This is a genomic window from Paenibacillus sp. Aloe-11 (genome assembly GCF_000245715.1).
GTDB classification, from domain to species: Bacteria; Bacillota; Bacilli; order Paenibacillales; family Paenibacillaceae; genus Paenibacillus; species Paenibacillus kribbensis.
This window is the reverse complement of sequence record NZ_JH601045.1, coordinates 138,078-155,138: the sequence shown is the minus strand read 5'-3', so window position 1 is coordinate 155,138 and position 17,061 is coordinate 138,078. Positions and strand designations below refer to the sequence as shown.

At 42.8% G+C, this 17,061-nt stretch carries 16 protein-coding genes and 1 pseudogene; 3 read left to right on the top strand and 14 right to left on the bottom strand.

Translation table 11 applies throughout. The features are described 5' to 3' along the window. Positions 1–331: 331 nt before the first annotated feature. From WG8_RS04035 to guaA, 10 genes and pseudogenes are all read right to left on the bottom strand, one after another. Complete coding sequence (locus WG8_RS04035) at positions 332–1,702, bottom strand: NCS2 family permease (RefSeq protein WP_007428823.1); 1,371 nt, start codon at positions 1,700–1,702, stop codon at positions 332–334. A 219-nt stretch (positions 1,703–1,921) separates the two neighbouring features. Continuing rightward, the gene (locus tag WG8_RS04030; protein ID WP_043890766.1) at positions 1,922–2,311 is read right to left on the bottom strand and encodes a hypothetical protein; all 390 of its coding nucleotides are present in this window, start codon (positions 2,309–2,311) and stop codon (positions 1,922–1,924) included. A gap of 125 nt (positions 2,312–2,436) precedes the next feature. Then, positions 2,437–2,520, bottom strand: a pseudogene (locus tag WG8_RS29465) (hypothetical protein); the annotation flags it as partial. Next, the gene (locus tag WG8_RS04025) at positions 2,517–2,867 is read right to left on the bottom strand and encodes a MarR family winged helix-turn-helix transcriptional regulator (protein ID WP_007428821.1); all 351 of its coding nucleotides are present in this window, start codon (positions 2,865–2,867) and stop codon (positions 2,517–2,519) included. The gene WG8_RS04025 and the pseudogene WG8_RS29465, both read right to left, overlap by 4 nt. A 377-nt stretch (positions 2,868–3,244) precedes the next feature. Continuing rightward, the gene (locus WG8_RS04020; RefSeq protein WP_007428820.1) at positions 3,245–3,517 is read right to left on the bottom strand and encodes a hypothetical protein; all 273 of its coding nucleotides are present in this window, start codon (positions 3,515–3,517) and stop codon (positions 3,245–3,247) included. Next, positions 3,514–3,828, bottom strand: coding sequence for a hypothetical protein (locus WG8_RS04015; RefSeq protein WP_007428819.1), 315 nt, complete (start codon positions 3,826–3,828; stop codon positions 3,514–3,516). Before WG8_RS04015 ends, WG8_RS04020 begins: the two co-directional genes overlap by 4 nt. Positions 3,829–4,052: 224 nt before the next feature. After that, complete coding sequence (locus WG8_RS04010; RefSeq protein WP_007428818.1) at positions 4,053–4,739, bottom strand: hypothetical protein; 687 nt, start codon at positions 4,737–4,739, stop codon at positions 4,053–4,055. Position 4,740: 1 nt separating this feature from the next. Beyond that, entirely contained in the window at positions 4,741–7,518 is a 2,778-nt protein-coding gene (locus WG8_RS04005) for a DEAD/DEAH box helicase family protein (protein WP_007428817.1), read from the bottom strand. 1 nt (position 7,519) lies between these two features. Beyond that, the gene (locus WG8_RS04000; protein ID WP_007428816.1) at positions 7,520–9,469 is read right to left on the bottom strand and encodes a DNA methyltransferase; all 1,950 of its coding nucleotides are present in this window, start codon (positions 9,467–9,469) and stop codon (positions 7,520–7,522) included. 218 nt (positions 9,470–9,687) lie between these two features. Continuing rightward, positions 9,688–11,226 carry a glutamine-hydrolyzing GMP synthase gene (guaA, locus tag WG8_RS03995; RefSeq protein ID WP_007428815.1) on the bottom strand — a complete coding sequence of 513 codons (1,539 nt, stop codon included), beginning with the start codon at positions 11,224–11,226 and terminating at the stop codon, positions 9,688–9,690. 145 nt (positions 11,227–11,371) lie between these two features. On the opposite strand from guaA, the gene WG8_RS03990 reads away from it, so the two are divergent. After that, on the top strand, positions 11,372–12,028 hold the full coding sequence (locus WG8_RS03990; protein WP_007428814.1) for a DedA family protein: 657 nt from the start codon (positions 11,372–11,374) through the stop codon (positions 12,026–12,028). 143 nt (positions 12,029–12,171) lie between these two features. Here the strand turns inward: WG8_RS03990 and bcp are convergent, their stop codons facing one another. The 4 genes from bcp to WG8_RS03970 are packed head-to-tail and all read right to left on the bottom strand — an operon-like array spanning position 12,172 to position 15,324. Further along, on the bottom strand, positions 12,172–12,651 hold the full coding sequence (gene bcp, locus WG8_RS03985) for a thioredoxin-dependent thiol peroxidase (RefSeq protein WP_007428813.1): 480 nt from the start codon (positions 12,649–12,651) through the stop codon (positions 12,172–12,174). A gap of 43 nt (positions 12,652–12,694) precedes the next feature. Next, on the bottom strand, positions 12,695–13,483 hold the full coding sequence (locus WG8_RS03980) for an ABC transporter permease (RefSeq protein ID WP_007428812.1): 789 nt from the start codon (positions 13,481–13,483) through the stop codon (positions 12,695–12,697). A gap of 4 nt (positions 13,484–13,487) precedes the next feature. Next, complete coding sequence (locus WG8_RS03975; RefSeq protein ID WP_007428811.1) at positions 13,488–14,282, bottom strand: ABC transporter permease; 795 nt, start codon at positions 14,280–14,282, stop codon at positions 13,488–13,490. Next, on the bottom strand, positions 14,275–15,324 hold the full coding sequence (locus WG8_RS03970; RefSeq protein ID WP_007428810.1) for an ABC transporter ATP-binding protein: 1,050 nt from the start codon (positions 15,322–15,324) through the stop codon (positions 14,275–14,277). The genes WG8_RS03975 and WG8_RS03970 overlap by 8 nt, the downstream gene beginning before the upstream one ends. A gap of 104 nt (positions 15,325–15,428) precedes the next feature. Here WG8_RS03970 and WG8_RS03965 point away from each other — a divergent pair, with 104 nt between their 5' ends. Both WG8_RS03965 and WG8_RS27925 read left to right on the top strand, forming a co-directional pair. Beyond that, on the top strand, positions 15,429–16,550 hold the full coding sequence (locus WG8_RS03965; RefSeq protein ID WP_007428809.1) for an LCP family protein: 1,122 nt from the start codon (positions 15,429–15,431) through the stop codon (positions 16,548–16,550). Positions 16,551–16,633: 83 nt separating this feature from the next. Further along, the coding region (locus WG8_RS27925) for an aminotransferase class III-fold pyridoxal phosphate-dependent enzyme (RefSeq protein WP_007428808.1) at positions 16,634–17,061 on the top strand (428 nt) is incomplete at its 3' end.

Sequence of the window (17,061 nt, the reverse complement as noted above, 5' to 3'; positions counted from 1 at the left end):
ACAAAATCATTACTCACTCGTTGTTCAGTTTTCAAAGATCAAACATTTCATTTTCGTTGACTTAGCTCATCGCCTCATCAACTTTTATATCATATCATGTCCGAACCAACTTTGCAAGCTTTTATTTTTAATCTTTTTTTGCATTCACTCGCAATATTGTCTTTCTTGGCCGGAATTAGAATATACCATATACATAATAGGTTTGCAAGCTTTTATTATATGATTCTTTTGAAATTCTTTATTATAAATGCGATAAATGTTTTTTTACTAATAAAAAAGAACCCCCTCCCTTAAACACCAGGGAAGAGGCTCTAAATTTATTTCTTCTATATTATTCGGAGCCCATAAAGGCAAATCGAATCACTACAATAATAGCAAGCACCCACATAAGCCAGTGAATTTTAACTTTATTGCTGGTAAACAAGTTACTGAACACTGCCAGCACAACGTAAGACAAAATACCAGCAGAAATACCGTTCGCAATCCCGCCTGTAAAAGGCATCAATACGATAGTCAAAAATGCAGGGAAGGCAAGCAGGAAGTTATCCCAGTCAATATTGCGAACCTGACTCATCATTAGCACCCCGACAATAATCAGAGCTGGAGCCGTAGCTGCGGAAGGTACAACCAGTGCCAACGGTGCGATAAAGAGGGACAACAGAAACAGAATACCTGTCGTTACGGCAGTCAGACCGGTACGTCCGCCTTCTTCCACTCCTGCGGAGCTTTCCACGAACGCTGTAATAGTACTTGTACCCAATACTGCCCCCGTACTTACACCAACAGCATCCACCAGCATAGCTTTACCGATGATTTTCTCGCCTTTTTTCTTATCCTTCATGATCCCTGCACGGGTAGCTGTCCCCACCAGTGTTCCAAACGTATCAAACAACTCCACAAAAGTGAAAATGAAGATAATATCAAACAGCCCAATATGCAGAGCAGCCTTCAAATCTAACTGGCCTACTGCCAGGTTTGTGAAATCGGGAATCCAGTTTCCTGTCGTCAAGCTGCTCAGATTCGTTACTCCCATCGGAATACCGATCAATGTTGTTGCTACGATTCCAATCAGCAAAGCACCTTTGACCCGAACAACCATCAGCGCTGCGATAATAAGCAAGCCGATTAACGCCAGCAACGCATCCTTTTGATGAACCAAGCTGCCGAGAACCAAATTAAAAGCATGACCTGGAACCGGTTGACCAACATCTGTACCTGGAACGATGCTCACCATAACCAGATTACAGAGCTTGAAGCCGACAATCGTAATAAACAAGCCGATACCCACCGTAATAGCTGTTTTTAAATTTTCCGGAACCGCAACAAGCAGCATCTGTCTTACTCGTGTCACGGTTAAAATCAGAAAGACGATACCGGATATAAACACAGCGCCAAGTGCCGCTTGCCAAGTGATTACACCATTAGAACTCAAGACTACCGTCATAAAATATGCATTCAAACCCATGCCCGGGGCCATGCCGATCGGCACATTAACGAATAGCCCCATCAAAATGCTAACCAGACCCGCACCTACTGCTGTCGCAAAAAAAACAGCTTCACTAGGCATCCCCGCACCAGTCGGGCCCAAAAAGGTATTATTGACCACCAGGATGTAAGCCATGGTCATAAAAGTAGTAATCCCCGCAATAATCTCGGTGCGGATGTTTGTTCCATGTTCCTTTAATTTAAAGAAACGCTCCATGAGTCGTAATTCCTCCTACGCAAAGCATACTCGTATTGTTGTCGTACATTTACCGTAATATTCGCATTCATATGCGCTATCACATCCGTTATTTTAGGCTCTCACCTACAGCTTGTCAACAGAAAAAGCGAATGTTGCAAATTGAACACATATGTATTGTTCGGAAAATAGAAACCCCGTCAGGCAGTTACGCACCTGACAGGGTCCCGTTTTAGTGAATCAGATACTTTTATACTTATCAAAGGCATTCGCTGTGTCCGGTATATTTTCCAGATATACGATCTTTCCTTTCGTATCCAGCCGGGCTTTATCCACTCCAGTAAGTGTATAAACTTCGCCTGTTGCCTTTTTACCGCACACCGCCCATTTGGTTTCATAAGTGCCAGGGTCTTCACTAACAGGTTTCCAGCCCTCATACATATGCTTCATTTCAAACGTCCCTTCATAGAACATGTTCAAGAAGCCTTTCCAACTGTTCATCCCTTGTTTTCGATCACCGTTCAATACAAACTCAATCTCCTCAGAAAAAAGACTGATTAATCGCTCTTTGCTTGTTTCATCATCTTTTGCTAAATCATAATAGTGAAAATATTCGTCTAAAACCTTCATTACGTGCAATTCCTTTCGTGCTGTAATGTTTGTAAGCAGCGTGAGCATTATACAGTCCCTTTTGCGAAAAAGGAAACGCAGCTCCGACTACTGATCTTATTTTCTTCTGCTTCAATAGGTCGGCAGGTAGTATCTGGACGAGCAAACACTTCGTCTCCCACTTTCCAGTCGGTCACCTCACTACCGATTTCCGAAATAGTCCAGGCTACATAATCTTTACATTGGTAGACATACGTTGCAATGCACCCGTCAAAGCTACAATTTCCTCATCTGTAAACTCACGCAGCAGCTTATTCTGAAAAACTTCTCTTTGCTTCGTCAAAACTTCCAGTTCTTGAACTCCTTGCCCGGTCAGACCAATATAAGTGACACGCTTATCCTGCTCTTTTTTATTGCGGATAATCAGTCCCTCCTGCTCCAGCCTTTTTAGATGCCGGGTAACGGCTGCTCCGTCCAGAGCGAGCAAATGCTGAAGCTCCAACTGACTTAATTCCTGTCGCTGATGAATATGGTATAAAATCTCGACCTTGGTAAAGCTGGTCAATCTATGGGACAAGTCTTATAGCTTTTATAGTGTGTTCATAAAACCGATAATACGAGCTGCCAGCCGCTCATGGCCTGCCTGATTTGGATGCAGACCATCAGGAATACCATTTCCCCGGTAAAATACATCTGTCTATGTACAGGCAGCAGTAGTTGTTGACAGACACCCGCTTCGCTCCCGATTTTAATCATGCCTTAAGGCTATCAGCTACTGGACCGCATTGAGGAATCGGCAGCGACTGGAAAAAAGATCGTGTGGTAAAAAGCACACCATTAAAACAACAAAACCTTAAAGCAAAAAAACCTCAAAACCACAATAAATGTGGAGTTGAAGGTTTTTATCATGCTGCCGTCTACAGCCTATTCCCACTCCAACACCACAAGGACTATCTAACCCCTTGATACGACTGACTTTCTAGGGTCTGCATACCACTTTGGTGGGGTTTTGTAGTCTGGATATAAAACAGCATTGATGATGAGATAAATTTTTTGATAAAGCTCATTATCAACGACATAACTCGCAGGTAAACGAGGGACGAAGTAAAAACCTTCGTCCGCTACCTCAACATCAAATGAATTGGTGTAGGATGTCTCACCGTTTACCTGAAGTGCCATGTTCAGAGCTTGTAGCAGATAGCTTTCAAGTTCTGAATACTTCATCATTTAACTACCCGAACGCCTTCTGATCGGAAATACACATTTGAGCGAATTTCAATTGCTTCAAGCTTCTCTAGCTTTACCTCTGATAGGAACGGTGGTAATGATGGTTTCGTCACAAATTTAACTGCAAAGGGGTTGACTCCTTCCTGTACAAAATAGAGCTTGTATCCTGTTACTTCATCTGTGCGTTTGCCATCAATCCAGTTGTACTGAATTTCAACTTCCGATGATACAATGATAATTGGTTTTGTATCTTGGATATACTGTTTTGCTGTTGCAGTGCTATAAGAATTTTGTAAATTTTTGGTTTTCACGATAATTCACCTCTACTTTCTTGAATGATTGACTATCAGCAACTAGCCAACCGATGAATCAGAATTGTTTGCAACCAACTCTGACGTCAGACCATCAAACGCTTGCTGTTCATTCGATACTGATAGTATGACACTTCTCACTTTTTTCTGTGGAGGGAGAAAAGGATGTGCATATCAAAAAGACCCCCGCACAAAGCGAGAGCCCATATGATATAATGCTATTTCTACTCATTCGGGACTTTTTCAAAAGAATCAAGTAGATTTTGAAGGCAAATTGCACTCACAAATGGATGAAGAATTTCGTTCGCATAAGTCCCAATTTTTTTAGGCAATTCCTGAAAAGTTAAGACATCTTTTCTTTCTTTCTTGTCAACCGAATCATCCGTAATTTCCCCAACCTCGTTAACTAATTCAAAATATTTATAAGAATTGTATGTGAAATCAATAGAATCATCTTTCAGAGAATCAAAATTCCCATCTTTCCCAAGTATGAAATCACGATATACGCCTTTGATTTCATACTCCGTTGACAAAGGTAATCCCATCCAATCCTTTGTGTAATCATAGAACGCTTGCATCTCCAGAAGCACCGTAGTGAATAATTCTTCAAGATATACATCCACATCATTGCCCCAATAGACTTCATTTTCATCATTAAAATCCAACTTATCTAATACTACTTCCACCAGTTTGGGAGTTAGCAAATACAGATTGTTTTTTGTTCTTTTACATTTCAGTACATTACCAAATAAGTTTCTGTCAGAGGGATAAAAATCAATAATAACATTATTAAAATTCCGACTTTTTTTCCACTCCTCAAACTTTTCATTAATCCGTTCTGAAGCAAGTTTATAAATCAACTCACACGTTTTATCAAAGGATGGCTCTAAAGTTTCCTTTACTCTTGCCATCTTACTCACCACCCAGCTCCATTCCACTAGATAACTCTAATATTTCTTGAGCCGGGGAGAAATCGGATACTTCCTGTACTTGAGTAATTTCCGCAAGCTGAGCCATAGATTTTTGACCGTCATCCTTAGTATAAAATTTCAACCCACTAATTCGGACATTCTTTGAATCATCTTCAAACTCCATCTCTGCCTGGTGGTCGGTCATATACAATAGCAAATCTTGCTTCCATAACTCACTAACAAATCTATCCCCACTCATTCCTTTTGGCTCAATGAAAATTTGAACATAAAACTGACTATCCTCAAGAAACAAAATAAAGTCAGGTTGGAAACCTTGTAAGTGTATATCTACTTTTTCACCTGCACGATTAATTCTAGTGCCATATTGGTAAAGTTTTACTTTTTCGCTTTTGGCTGACTCACGGTGCATATTTTCATCCATTCGGAATAGATAGACAGCTTTGTTATACTTTTGTTTTAACTCGTTCACATGGGCTTTAATTCGCTCAATCAGCTCATACTCAAGTTTGTTGACAATTGCTTTTTCGTAAACGTAAAATTCATCATCTATTTCATAAGAGGCAACTTTTTGCATTGCTTCATTCAAAAGATTTGCCGTGTCATACTCTGGAACACGCTTATTGTAATTTGTCAGATATTCTCTAATCGGATAGCCGATAAATTTATTTGTCCCCCGTTGTTTGATATAACCAGATTTGAATTTCACTTCATACTCTTTCAATAATTCGATAGTCACTTTCAAAATCTCATCTGGAGAAATATCAGACGGTTTGTATTCTTTGGGGACAGTTAAGAAAAGCTTCAACTTCTCTGCATTTAACCATTTTTCTCCATAGATAAATTCTTTCATGGAGGTTAGTAGTGGTAAATACTTCTTCATATTATCAAACTGATAAAACTCAATGCGTTGGATAGCTTTCTTGATGTAACGGACATCAAATTTATCTACTCCGATTGTTTTAATTTCGACACTTTCAACAGTAGCCTTATAAGAGACTTCCCGACTACCATAGTTCAAGCTTCGAGAAATATCTGCCTTATGGTTAATTCCATATTTTTCAATAGAATCGAACCATTCATCCGATACATCCTCCGCTTCGTTATAATAGATTTTTCCTGTTTTATAGGTATCTGTTTTCTTGAAGGAAGGTTTAACTTTAATTTCGATAGGCGGGTTTTTCTTGTCTTGTCCCGTTGGTAAATCCATTTGTTTCAATGAGCCCACAAGCTGTTTCAAGTATTGAGGTTCATTCATTGTATGGTAATGGAGAGTTTCCAAAAATAATTGCTTATTTGAGGAATCATTGTCATATCTCCGTTGATAGCTTTTCTCACCATCAATTTCAAATGGATAATACCTTGCACCACGTCCAATCAGTTGAGCTTCAACCATTGTAGCGTTCTTGTTCGTACCTGCTTCCTTTTCGATACGAACAATATCATACAGATTGAGCACATCCCATCCTTCTGTCAGTTTTGCCACAGCAAAGACTACCCGATAGAGGTTGTTTGGACTTTCAAGCGTGTTCAAGGCTTCATAGTGCCCTTTTTCGAGCATATTTCCACTAATATCATTGGCATTCAAAACATTTCGTGGGTCAAAGTCTTGTTTAATCTCACGAACAATCTTTGCTAAATCATCTTCATTTTGCAGGTAGTAGTTATAAGCTAATTCAAGCGCAGAGCTTTCATTACTATCCAATACTTGCTGACGTTTAATGAATGCCACTAAATCACTCACGTTTAGGGTGGCAATAAGTTCATTAAATACCTTTGCTGCTTCAAGTGAGATTTCAATTTTTGGCGATTTGAACATAATCACGGGCTTAAACGATCCCGTGACACCCTCAGCATAGGCACGATATTTTCGAAATTGTGAGAGTAAAACCACGTTCAGCATTTTATCTTCATCACTTGCGGATGTTTCAATACGCTTAACCTGCTTTGAATAACCATCAAACATAAATTTGTTTAATGGATAACGATAAACGACTTTATCACGATACTTGTTGTAAATTTCTTCCTTTTCAAAATCTACAGTTGCCGTAAATTCTAGGAGTAAGTTCTTTTGTTCCATATCATCACGGGCTCTAAGAATCTTATTGATAGCAGATTCCCATGTGTTCTCGGCTTCTTTCTCTGACTTTGTACTTGCTGAATAGTGGTGAGCTTCATCCGCCAAAACAACCACAGGATGATTTTCATAATCAGATAGCCCCATTGTGTTCTCTTTTAACACAAACAAATCGTCTGATACCTTTTGGACGGATGAAAGTTTGATATAGATGGTATTATTTTGGCGAACACGGGGAAAACGATCAACTTGTCGAATTAAGATACGTTGTCCGTCAATCACAATCTTCTCTTGAAAAAGATACTTTTCACTATTTTCATTTACCAAATTACCCTTAGTTTTCATAAGTATGGAATTTGTGTTTACCGTAAATAAGAAATTCTGATACTTATGTTCTTGGTGAAGGTAGAGAATCAAACCTGCCATCAAATCCGTTTTTCCTGAACCAGTCGCCATGTTAAAAAGAACGTGTTGCGGACTTGGGTTAATCTGGGTTTGTGTATAGTGGTAGTTGCGCATTGCTTCATCTTGATAATTACGTAACGTATGGAGTAAATTTTGATTGATATACTCTGGAATAACATATCCTTGATGTTGGCTAAATAAGTTTTGTTCTGCCTTCTCAGCCTGCTCAACTAATGGAAATTGGCGAGCATTAGCAAGAATTTTCTTCGCTCTTGCCATATTACTCACCACCTTCATAGAAAGCTTTATTGAAGGCGTAATCTTCATCAGAAATTAAATTACGGATATTCTTGTCATCAATTTCCGAGTAGTTATAATATAAACCATTCTTATCAAGTAGTTTCACCAGTAAGCGTTTATTTTCATTAAATCCTTGAGCCCAATCAATCTTCGATAAGTCAGCACGGAAGGAAATATCAGCAGGTTCATCTGTATCAGTTCCTAGTAGCATACGTTCATATACTGATTTGAGCTCCTCAATAGTCTTTGAGTGGATAGTATCTTGAAGATACCCCATGTTTTTAGGTAATAATTCAGCATAAATAAATGAACCGCCACCTTGCCAGTTAACATCAGGTGAAATTCCGCCTTGTTCGCCTTCAATAACCCTCTGTAGCCTTGGAACAGATACAGTATTGATGTAGTCCATCTGCTCAATACCAATGAAGCGGCGATTCATTTTCATTGCGACAGCTGGCGTAGTCGCTGACCCCATGAAGAAATCCATGACGATGTCATTCTCTTTCGTGGTAATTTTTATGATTTCATATAACAACTCCTCGGGTTTTGCATAATCAAAAGCATCACGTCCAAATAGCAGATCAACCTGATCGTTACCTAATTTATTTACAGTGGCTCCATCATACAACTTCAATAAGAAGTCTGAGTATACTGCAGATGCTTTTTCTTTAGCATCATCCTCATCTTTGAAAACTCGTCTAAATGGCTTATCTCCACTCATAAACTCATAGTCATCAGGAAACCCAATACCTCCATTCTCATACCACTCTTGGAAAGTATCTTTAGCAACAGCCCATGAACGCTTAGGGTTGACTGGATATTCTTTACCCGTCTTCGGATTAACCATTGTAAAATTTGAATTTGGGCGCTCAAATATCGTTCTTTGGCTAGTCATATCTGCTTTGCGCCAAGGGCGATTAGGAAAATCGGGAGTAGTTAGGTATTGCCTTTCAACTTTTCGACCCACAATTTCATCACCCTCAAAGCCATTTGTGTATACAAGAAGCCAATCAAAGTCTTGAGATAGATTAAATGGTACGTCGGATTTTCCGTTACGTGTCTTTCGAGGAATCGTACCAACAAATTTTTCTGAGCCAAATATGCTATCAGATAATACTTTGAGATAGTGCATCCCATCTTCAGAGATATTTATCCATACAGACCCATTATTCGCTAACAACTGTTTAGCAATTTCTAGCCTATTCTTTAAGAACGTGAGCCATGTGCTCATTCTAAAATTTGAATTATACTTGAACGAATCTTCTGCAATCTTCTTCTTGAAAAAGTATGGTACATCAATATAAATCAATTTTATTTGTCCTACGTATTTATCTTTCAAAGTATGTAAAGCAAGAAGATTATTTCCTTTGATTATTAGATTGTCTTGCTCCATATTAAAAGAAATTGGTTTAGTATCTAGATGTGTGTGTGCCTCATTGTTAAATCGTTTTACGTTAGACAAAGTTTTCTTATCAAATAATCTGTCGATTTCATCTTTTTCAATTGTCTCATTCAGAAAGGCGTCATCATAGCCGTCTTTGTTATCTTCCTTTGTCATAGAAGCAGTGAGGACGCCATCTTTGAACGGGAAATCTAGCACAACGTCTTCGTTATCCTGCAAAAATTTACCTTTTGGGGCGAGCCCCACACGGTTTTCATACTTGGTATAGCTTGTGTCCCAGTAATTGTTGTAAAGTACTGCCTCCTCAAGCTGTTCAATTTGAAAAAGCTTTTCCCCTGCAATTTCTTTGATAAAATGTTGCTTGATAAAAGCAACTTCAAATAATTTGCTCAGAAGCGCTTCATCATAATTCCGTAAATCATCCGTGAGTTTTGAGCGGTTTAATTCCTCTCCAACAAAATACTTCCCGTCAAAAGAAGATAATGCCTTTTTCAACTCATCAAAAATCTTCGGCTCAATCTGTGCCATTTATCTTCAATCCCCTTACAATTCTTTTTGTCTTAATTATAGCATTTCTTCCTAATGTTCATATGACACAACTGAAGATAAGTGAAAAAATCCCCACCAAGAAAAATCTTGGTAGGGATTTTGGTGGGGTACCAACTCATGTTTAATTAATTTCACCCAATCTACAACACTCAAAAGCCTATTCTATAGGCTTTCCGCTTTAAAATTCCCTTTAGAAATTACTCCCACTCAATCGTTGCTGGTGGTTTGGAGGTTACATCGTACACGATACGGTTTACATTTTCTACTTCATTAACGATACGTACCGAAATTTTCTCCAATACGTCCCAAGGAATACGCGCCCAGTCGGCGGTCATGCCGTCGATGGAGGTTACTGCGCGAATACCTACGGTGTAGGAATACGTACGGGCATCGCCCATAACACCAACACTCTTCATATTCGGCAGAGCGGTGAAGTATTGCCAGATTTCACGGTCCAGACCGGCTTTGGCAATCTCCTCGCGTAAAATATAATCCGATTCACGGACAATCTTGAGCTTGTCCTCTGTCACTTCACCCAATACACGAATGGCAAGACCCGGACCCGGGAATGGCTGACGCCATACAATTTCAGCTGGCAGTCCGCATTCTTCACCGACTTTACGCACTTCATCCTTGAACAATGCATTCAGTGGTTCGATCAGCTTGAACTTCATGTCTTCCGGCAAACCGCCCACGTTATGGTGCGATTTGATGGTTTGTGCCGTTGCTGTTCCGCTCTCTACAATATCTGTGTACAGCGTGCCTTGCGCCAGGAAGTCAAAATCATCAAACTTGGCAGATTCTTCTTCAAAGACGTAGATAAACTCATTACCGATGATTTTACGTTTTTGCTCAGGATCATCGACTCCTGCCAGCTTGGACAGGAAGCGTTCACGAGCATCGATTTTGACAACTTTCATATCAAATTTGCCAACGAACGTATCCATTACACTTTCAGCTTCGCCCTTACGCAGCAGTCCGTGGTCAATGAACATACATGTCAGTTGGTCGCCGATGGCTTTATGAATGAGCATTGCTACAACGGAGGAATCCACACCGCCACTTAAAGCACACAATACCTTTTTGTCGCCTACTTGCTGACGGATTTCACGGATTTGATCTTCAATGAACGATTCCATCGTCCAGTTGCCTTCACAACCGCACACTTCATACAGGAAGTTACTAATCATTTCATTCCCCTGAACGGAATGACGTACCTCTGGATGAAACTGTACCGCATACAGATTCCGTTCTGGATGGCTCATCGCGGCAATCGGCGCACTCTCTGTTCCTGCATCCAGTGTAAAGCCGGATGGCAGATCTGTAACATGATCCCCATGGCTCATCCATACCGTTTGGCTGGAATCCAGACCTTTAGCCAATCGAGCACCCTCATTGAATAACACGTCTGCTTTGCCGTACTCACGCTTGCCCGCACGTTCTACCTTACCATCCAACTGGTGAGCCATCAGCTGCATACCATAGCAAATACCAAAAATAGGAATGCCAAGATCATAAATGGCCCGGTCCACCTGAGGAGCATTGTCTGTATACACGCTGGAAGGTCCGCCTGAGAAAACAATCCCTTTCGGCGCCAGCTCTCTCAGCTTCTCCGCAGGCGTATTGTATGGAAGGAGCTCGCTATATACACCGAGATCCCGAATTCTTCTTGCAATTAACTGGTTGTACTGTCCTCCAAAGTCGAGAACTACAACGATTTCATTAGGCTTATTCATTACCGTGCCTCCCTCAATTGTTCGTTTCATTATACGCAACGATAAAACAGGACGTCAAGAAATCACGCGGAGTTGAGTGGACATGAAAAGATTGTTAAAATAAATTGATTCCAAATTACTTAATCTGTTCGTAGGAGTGTACACGATGGATGTGCTGAAGTGGATCGCGCAATTGTTCGAAGAATACGGATACGGCGTCCTTTTTTTCGGCTTGCTGCTTGAGTTTATTGCTTTGCCTTTTCCCGGGGAAACCACGATGGCCTATGCGGGATATCTCTCCTATTCAGGCACCCTGGATTTCGGTAAACTCATACTGCTGGCCTTTTTGGGTACAACCATCGGTATGACCATTACCTACTTTATCGGAAAATGGGCTGGACTCCCCTTTATTCAGAAATACGGTAAATGGGTTCTCTTATCGCCGGACAAGCTTGAAAAAACACAAAAGTGGTTTCAACGATACGGGTACTGGCTTATTTTTCTTGGATATTTTATCCCTGGCGTTAGACATTTCACTGGCTATTTTTCCGGAATTATCGCTATTCCTCTCCGTAAATTTGCCTTGTATGCATACAGCGGTTCCTTATTCTGGGTTATTTTATTTCTAAGTATTGGCAAGCTGTTTGGTCCGCAATGGGATGCTATTTTTCACTTAGTGGAGCTGTATGCACTGCGCATCGCCGCGGTCGTCGGCATTCTCCTCCTGTTGTATGTTGTTTATCGCTGGAGAGCCTTCCTGTTTAGCCCTTTCTACAAATCAGATAAATCAGTGAAAACCAGCAACAAGAAAGATTCACAATAATCAGGCTCCGGCTGTCTTGGAGCTGTGAGCCCTACCCTGCCAATCAATGAAATGATGAAGTAGGATTTTACAAAACAAAACACCCTCCGGGACCGAAATAGAACCATCTTCCCAAAGGGTGTAAGAATGCTTATGATTTACGATTACTCAGCCTGCTCGCGAATGCAATTCAGCGCAGCATCGATATGCCCTTTGACTCTCAAGCCACGCCATTCATGAACCAGAATACCGTTCTCATCAATAAGAAATGTAGAGCGAACGATACCCATGTACTGCTTGCCATACATCTGTTTCTGCTGCCAGACCCCGTATGTCTCAGCCACCAGATGCTCTACATCGGACAGCAGCTGAAAAGGTAGTCCGTACTTGGCAATAAACTTGTCATGCTGCTTGAGTGGATCAGGGCTTACCCCGAGAATGACTGTATTCAAGCCTTCAAACTCCATATGCTTATCCCGAAAATCACACGCTTGTGTCGAGCAGCTGGAGGTCAAATCCTTCGGATAGAAATACAGCAGCACTCTGCTGCCTCTATAGTCAGACAGCTTAACGCTATTCCCCCCACTCCCCGGCAATTCAAAGTCCGGTGCCAGTTGTCCAATCACGGTAGATGCCGTGGACATCTCATCATCTCCTATCTTTTTGGAGTTCGCATATCCTCCGGATCTATGAGCCAGCGCCCCGATAACGCCGAATCCCCCAATTCCATGCGAGTAGGCCCAAAGTCAGAAACACTGCGCCCATCACAGGAGTTAAGAGCGCCATCTGCCGCATATCCTCCCGCTGAAGGAACAGGGACGCTGGATATACGCCAACAAATGCAAAGGGCAGAATCCAGGTCAGGACCACCTGAATGGCCCGGTTATAGATCGTAATCGGATAACGGCCATAGCCCTGGATATTATACATGAGTGGAATAATCCCTGTCGGTGCGTCTGAAAAGAACGAAATGGAGGTCAAGATGGTGTAGATCCCAGTATAAATCGCTACGGCGCTCAGACTCATCACGATGAGTACCGGAATAAACCACCATGCCATATGCAAATCCATCTGCGCCCCACTGATTCCCATAATAATCAGGCCAATCACCGATCCCACCAGCGCTGGCGGGTCTACATTTTCAAGGAAAATCTGGAACAGATTATACGCGGGACGGGTCATAACCCGGTCGAGTTCCCCCTTGACAATATAGCGCTCGCTAAAGTTCCAAAGGTTGACAAAACAGGTGAATAGTCCGTACGGAACCATGAAAAAGCCGTAAACGAACACCACTTCACTTTCACTCCAGCCGCCCAAACTGTCCGTATGCATAAAAATGACCAAAATAAAAATAAGGTTCGTGGCCTGAAACAGCAGGTCCGAAATAACCTCCACCCAAAAATCGGCCCGATAGGTGAGCCGTGACTTCATATAATTTTTCAAATATTCGCTAATGAGACCCAAATAGTACATCATCGGCTTAACCTCCCTGCACGAACAGACGTCTGCGCGCCAGTCGCCAAATGATGATCATCGGCACGAGCAGAACGACCAGCCAAATGATTTGGATACCCAGCACATTCCAGATGCCAACGCCTTTTACACGTCCGGTAAAAACAGAGCCTGGTAAATAGGTAATCGCCTGAAACGGCATCCACTCGGCAAAAGTCGCCAGCCAGCCCGGAAATAAACTGATGGGTAAAATCAACCCGGAAAACAGGTCCACCACCACACGCTTCATGCGCATCATACCTTCGTTATTTTCGATAAAAAAGGCCGTCAAACCGGTAATAATATTAATCTGAGTGTTGATCAGGAAGCTGAAAAACAGCATGACCAGAAAACCAATCCAGGCTACCGGGTCCGTAGGGAGCTTCACTGGAAACAGCAGCATCGCAATTGCCATGCCTGGAATCATAAACAACAGGAAACGGAACATCCCCTCACCGAGTCCCTGCATACATTTAACGAGCACATAGTTATACGGCCGGATCATCTGAATAGCAATACTTCCATCACGAATATCCGTCGAAATTTCACGATCCAAATTGTTAAAATAAAATGCCCTCGCCATCCATGAGACCGCTACATAGGTCGTCATCTGAGCAGCGGTAAAGCCGCCAATACTGCCTGCGTCCCCATATATCGCTTGGTATGTGAAATAGTACACGCCAATATTCATAGAATAAATAAGTATACCTGAATAGTAGTTCACACGATAAGCTAGCATCGTCAGAAATCGGATACGAATAAAATCGGTATATACGCTAAGCATGAACTTTGGCCTCCACTGCCGGAGGTACCGGATTGCCCTGACGCTCTGCCGAGCCAGACTGATAGATGCTGCGGACGATATCATCTGTGTTGGTTTCAATGATCTTGATATCCGTAATGTCGGTGCGGCCAACGACACTGGCGAGCACATCCGATACATTAATATGCAGTGGAATCCATACCTTGGCAGCCAAATCGTTATCCATCGTCCAGGTCAGCGGCATATCGACAGTCCAAGCCTGCAATTGCTCCAGCCGGGTTGTCGTTCCAAACTGAAACTGTACTTCGCGTCCCGTCCCCCACCGCGTCTTCAGATCCTCCAGACCACCATCATAAATGATATTCCCATCATCCAGCATAATGACGCGCGAGCACAACGCTTCAATATCCTGCAAATCATGGGTCGTCAGCAAAATGGTCGTGCCGTGATCCCGGTTCATGTCCTTGAGAAACTCGCGGATTTCGGACTTCACCATAATATCGAGCCCAATCGTCGGCTCGTCCAGAAACACAATGGACGGATTGTGCAGCAGTGCAGCGACCAGCTCACAGCGCATCCGTTGTCCGAGGCTGAGCTTGCGTACCGGACGGCTTAACAGATCCTGCAATTGAAGTCTTTCCACCAGCTCATCCAGCCTGCGTTTGAAGTCGGTAGCCGGAACCTGATATACTTTGCGCAACAGCTGAAAAGACTCGATCACGCCGATGTCCCACCAAAGCTGGCTGCGCTGACCGAAAACAACGCCAATGTTGCTTACAAATTTCTCACGATCTTCGTAGGGGACATATCCTCCCACCTTGAGATGCCCCGATGTGGGCACAAGAATGCCTGTCAGCATCTTGATCGTGGTAGACTTTCCGGCTCCGTTCTCACCGATATAGCCGCATATTTCTCCTTGCGGAATACGGAAGGAGATATCTTTGACCGCAGCCACCTCGTTGTATTCTCGGGAGAATAAATCAAGGAAGGCGCCTTTCAGGCCCTCGCGGTTTTTTTGTACCTTAAACGTTTTGCGCAGATCCTGCACATCAATTGCCAGCATGTTATACCTCTCAGTCAGGATTTTACAAAATCCATTGTTAAATTGATTGTGCTCCAAAAAGAAATTATAATGTAATGAATTGAAAAGCGAAAGGGAGAGCATCCATGACAAGCAGAACCAAAAGAACGCTATGGTCGGTTCTGGCCGTGGTTATCGTCGCGATTGTAGGCTTTGCCGTGTACTATTTTTCATCCATTTATAATCAATTGAACAATCTGCATAAAGAGGGAGCAAACTCCCCCTTCAAAAATGTAAAGCAGGTCGATCAGGTTCGTACGCCAGACCCGCCCAAATGGGAAGGAACGGATATGGTCAACATTTTGCTGATGGGTGTCGATGGCCGTGGTATCCAAAAAGGGGAAGTCCCCCGGTCAGACAGTATGATGGTCGTATCCCTCGACCCTGTCAAGAAAAAGATTCACCTTTTCTCTATTTTGCGTGACACGTATGTGGATATTCCCGGCTACGGCAAAAACCGTATTAATACCGCCATTACCCATGGACCCAATACAGCCATGAAGGCAGCTGGTGATCTGCTGGGCATTCAGGTGCAATATTATGTATATACTGATTTCCAAGGATTTATTAAGCTGGTAGACGCTGTGGGCGGCATTGATTTTGAAGTGGAAAAGGATATGCACTATACGAGCAATGCGGATAAGCATCAATACGACATTGACTTGAAAAAGGGCTTACAGCATCTGGATGGCAATACAGCGCTTCAATACGTACGCTTCCGACACGATGCCATGTCGGACTTCTCCAGGTCGGGACGTCAGCGCGCATTTTTGGAGGCGGTAGCCCAGAAAATGCAGACCACGACCTCCATTGCCAATCTGCCAAATATTTTGGAGCAGGTGAACCCTTACATTGACACCAATCTGAGTGTCAACGATATGTGGAAGCTGGCAAACGTCGGCTACCAAAGCACCTTTGCAGGCAGCGAGCAGGTTCCACCGATGAAGCTGCTCGGAGAAGAAAATGTAGGCGGCGCACAGGTGCTTACTGTCCGCGATCCGGAAGAGCTGAAAAAGTACGTGCAGGATATATTCAACAATCCTCCTGTGCAGACACAAGAGCAGGGCAAGGATCAGAACGGAACAAAGCAGCCGGACAGTGCATCATCGTCCAAGACCGATAAGCCTTCTTTTACCGGGGGCAGTAAAACCAGTAATGAAGATGCTTCCACACAATCGACACCAAAGACAGGCCAAAAAGAGCTATAATAGATTATGCAGGGGCAGCCGTGAACGCTGCCCTTTGGCGTGTGTATACCCTATTTTGATGAACGGAAAGGAAGTTTGTGAAGATGAAACGGGAAAACTCCGAAGCATTATATAAAGAAGCATTGGAGCATATTGTCGGGGGCGTCAACAGCCCTTCGCGCTCCTTTAAGGCTGTGGGCGGCGGCGCTCCAGTATTCATGAAACGCGCCCAAGGCGCTCATTTCTGGGATGAGGATGATAATCGGTATATCGACTATCTCGCGGCATACGGTCCTATTATTACCGGACATGCCCACCCCCATATTACCAAGGCTATAAGTGAAGCTGCGGCGAACGGAGTATTGTACGGAACCTCCACAGCATTGGAGATCAAACTGGCCAAGATGTTGAAGGAAGCGATTCCTTCGCTGGACAAGGTCCGGTTTGTGAATTCCGGCACAGAGGCGGTCATGACGACGATCCGTGTGGCGCGGGCCTATACCGGGCGGAACAAGATCATCAAATTCGCCGG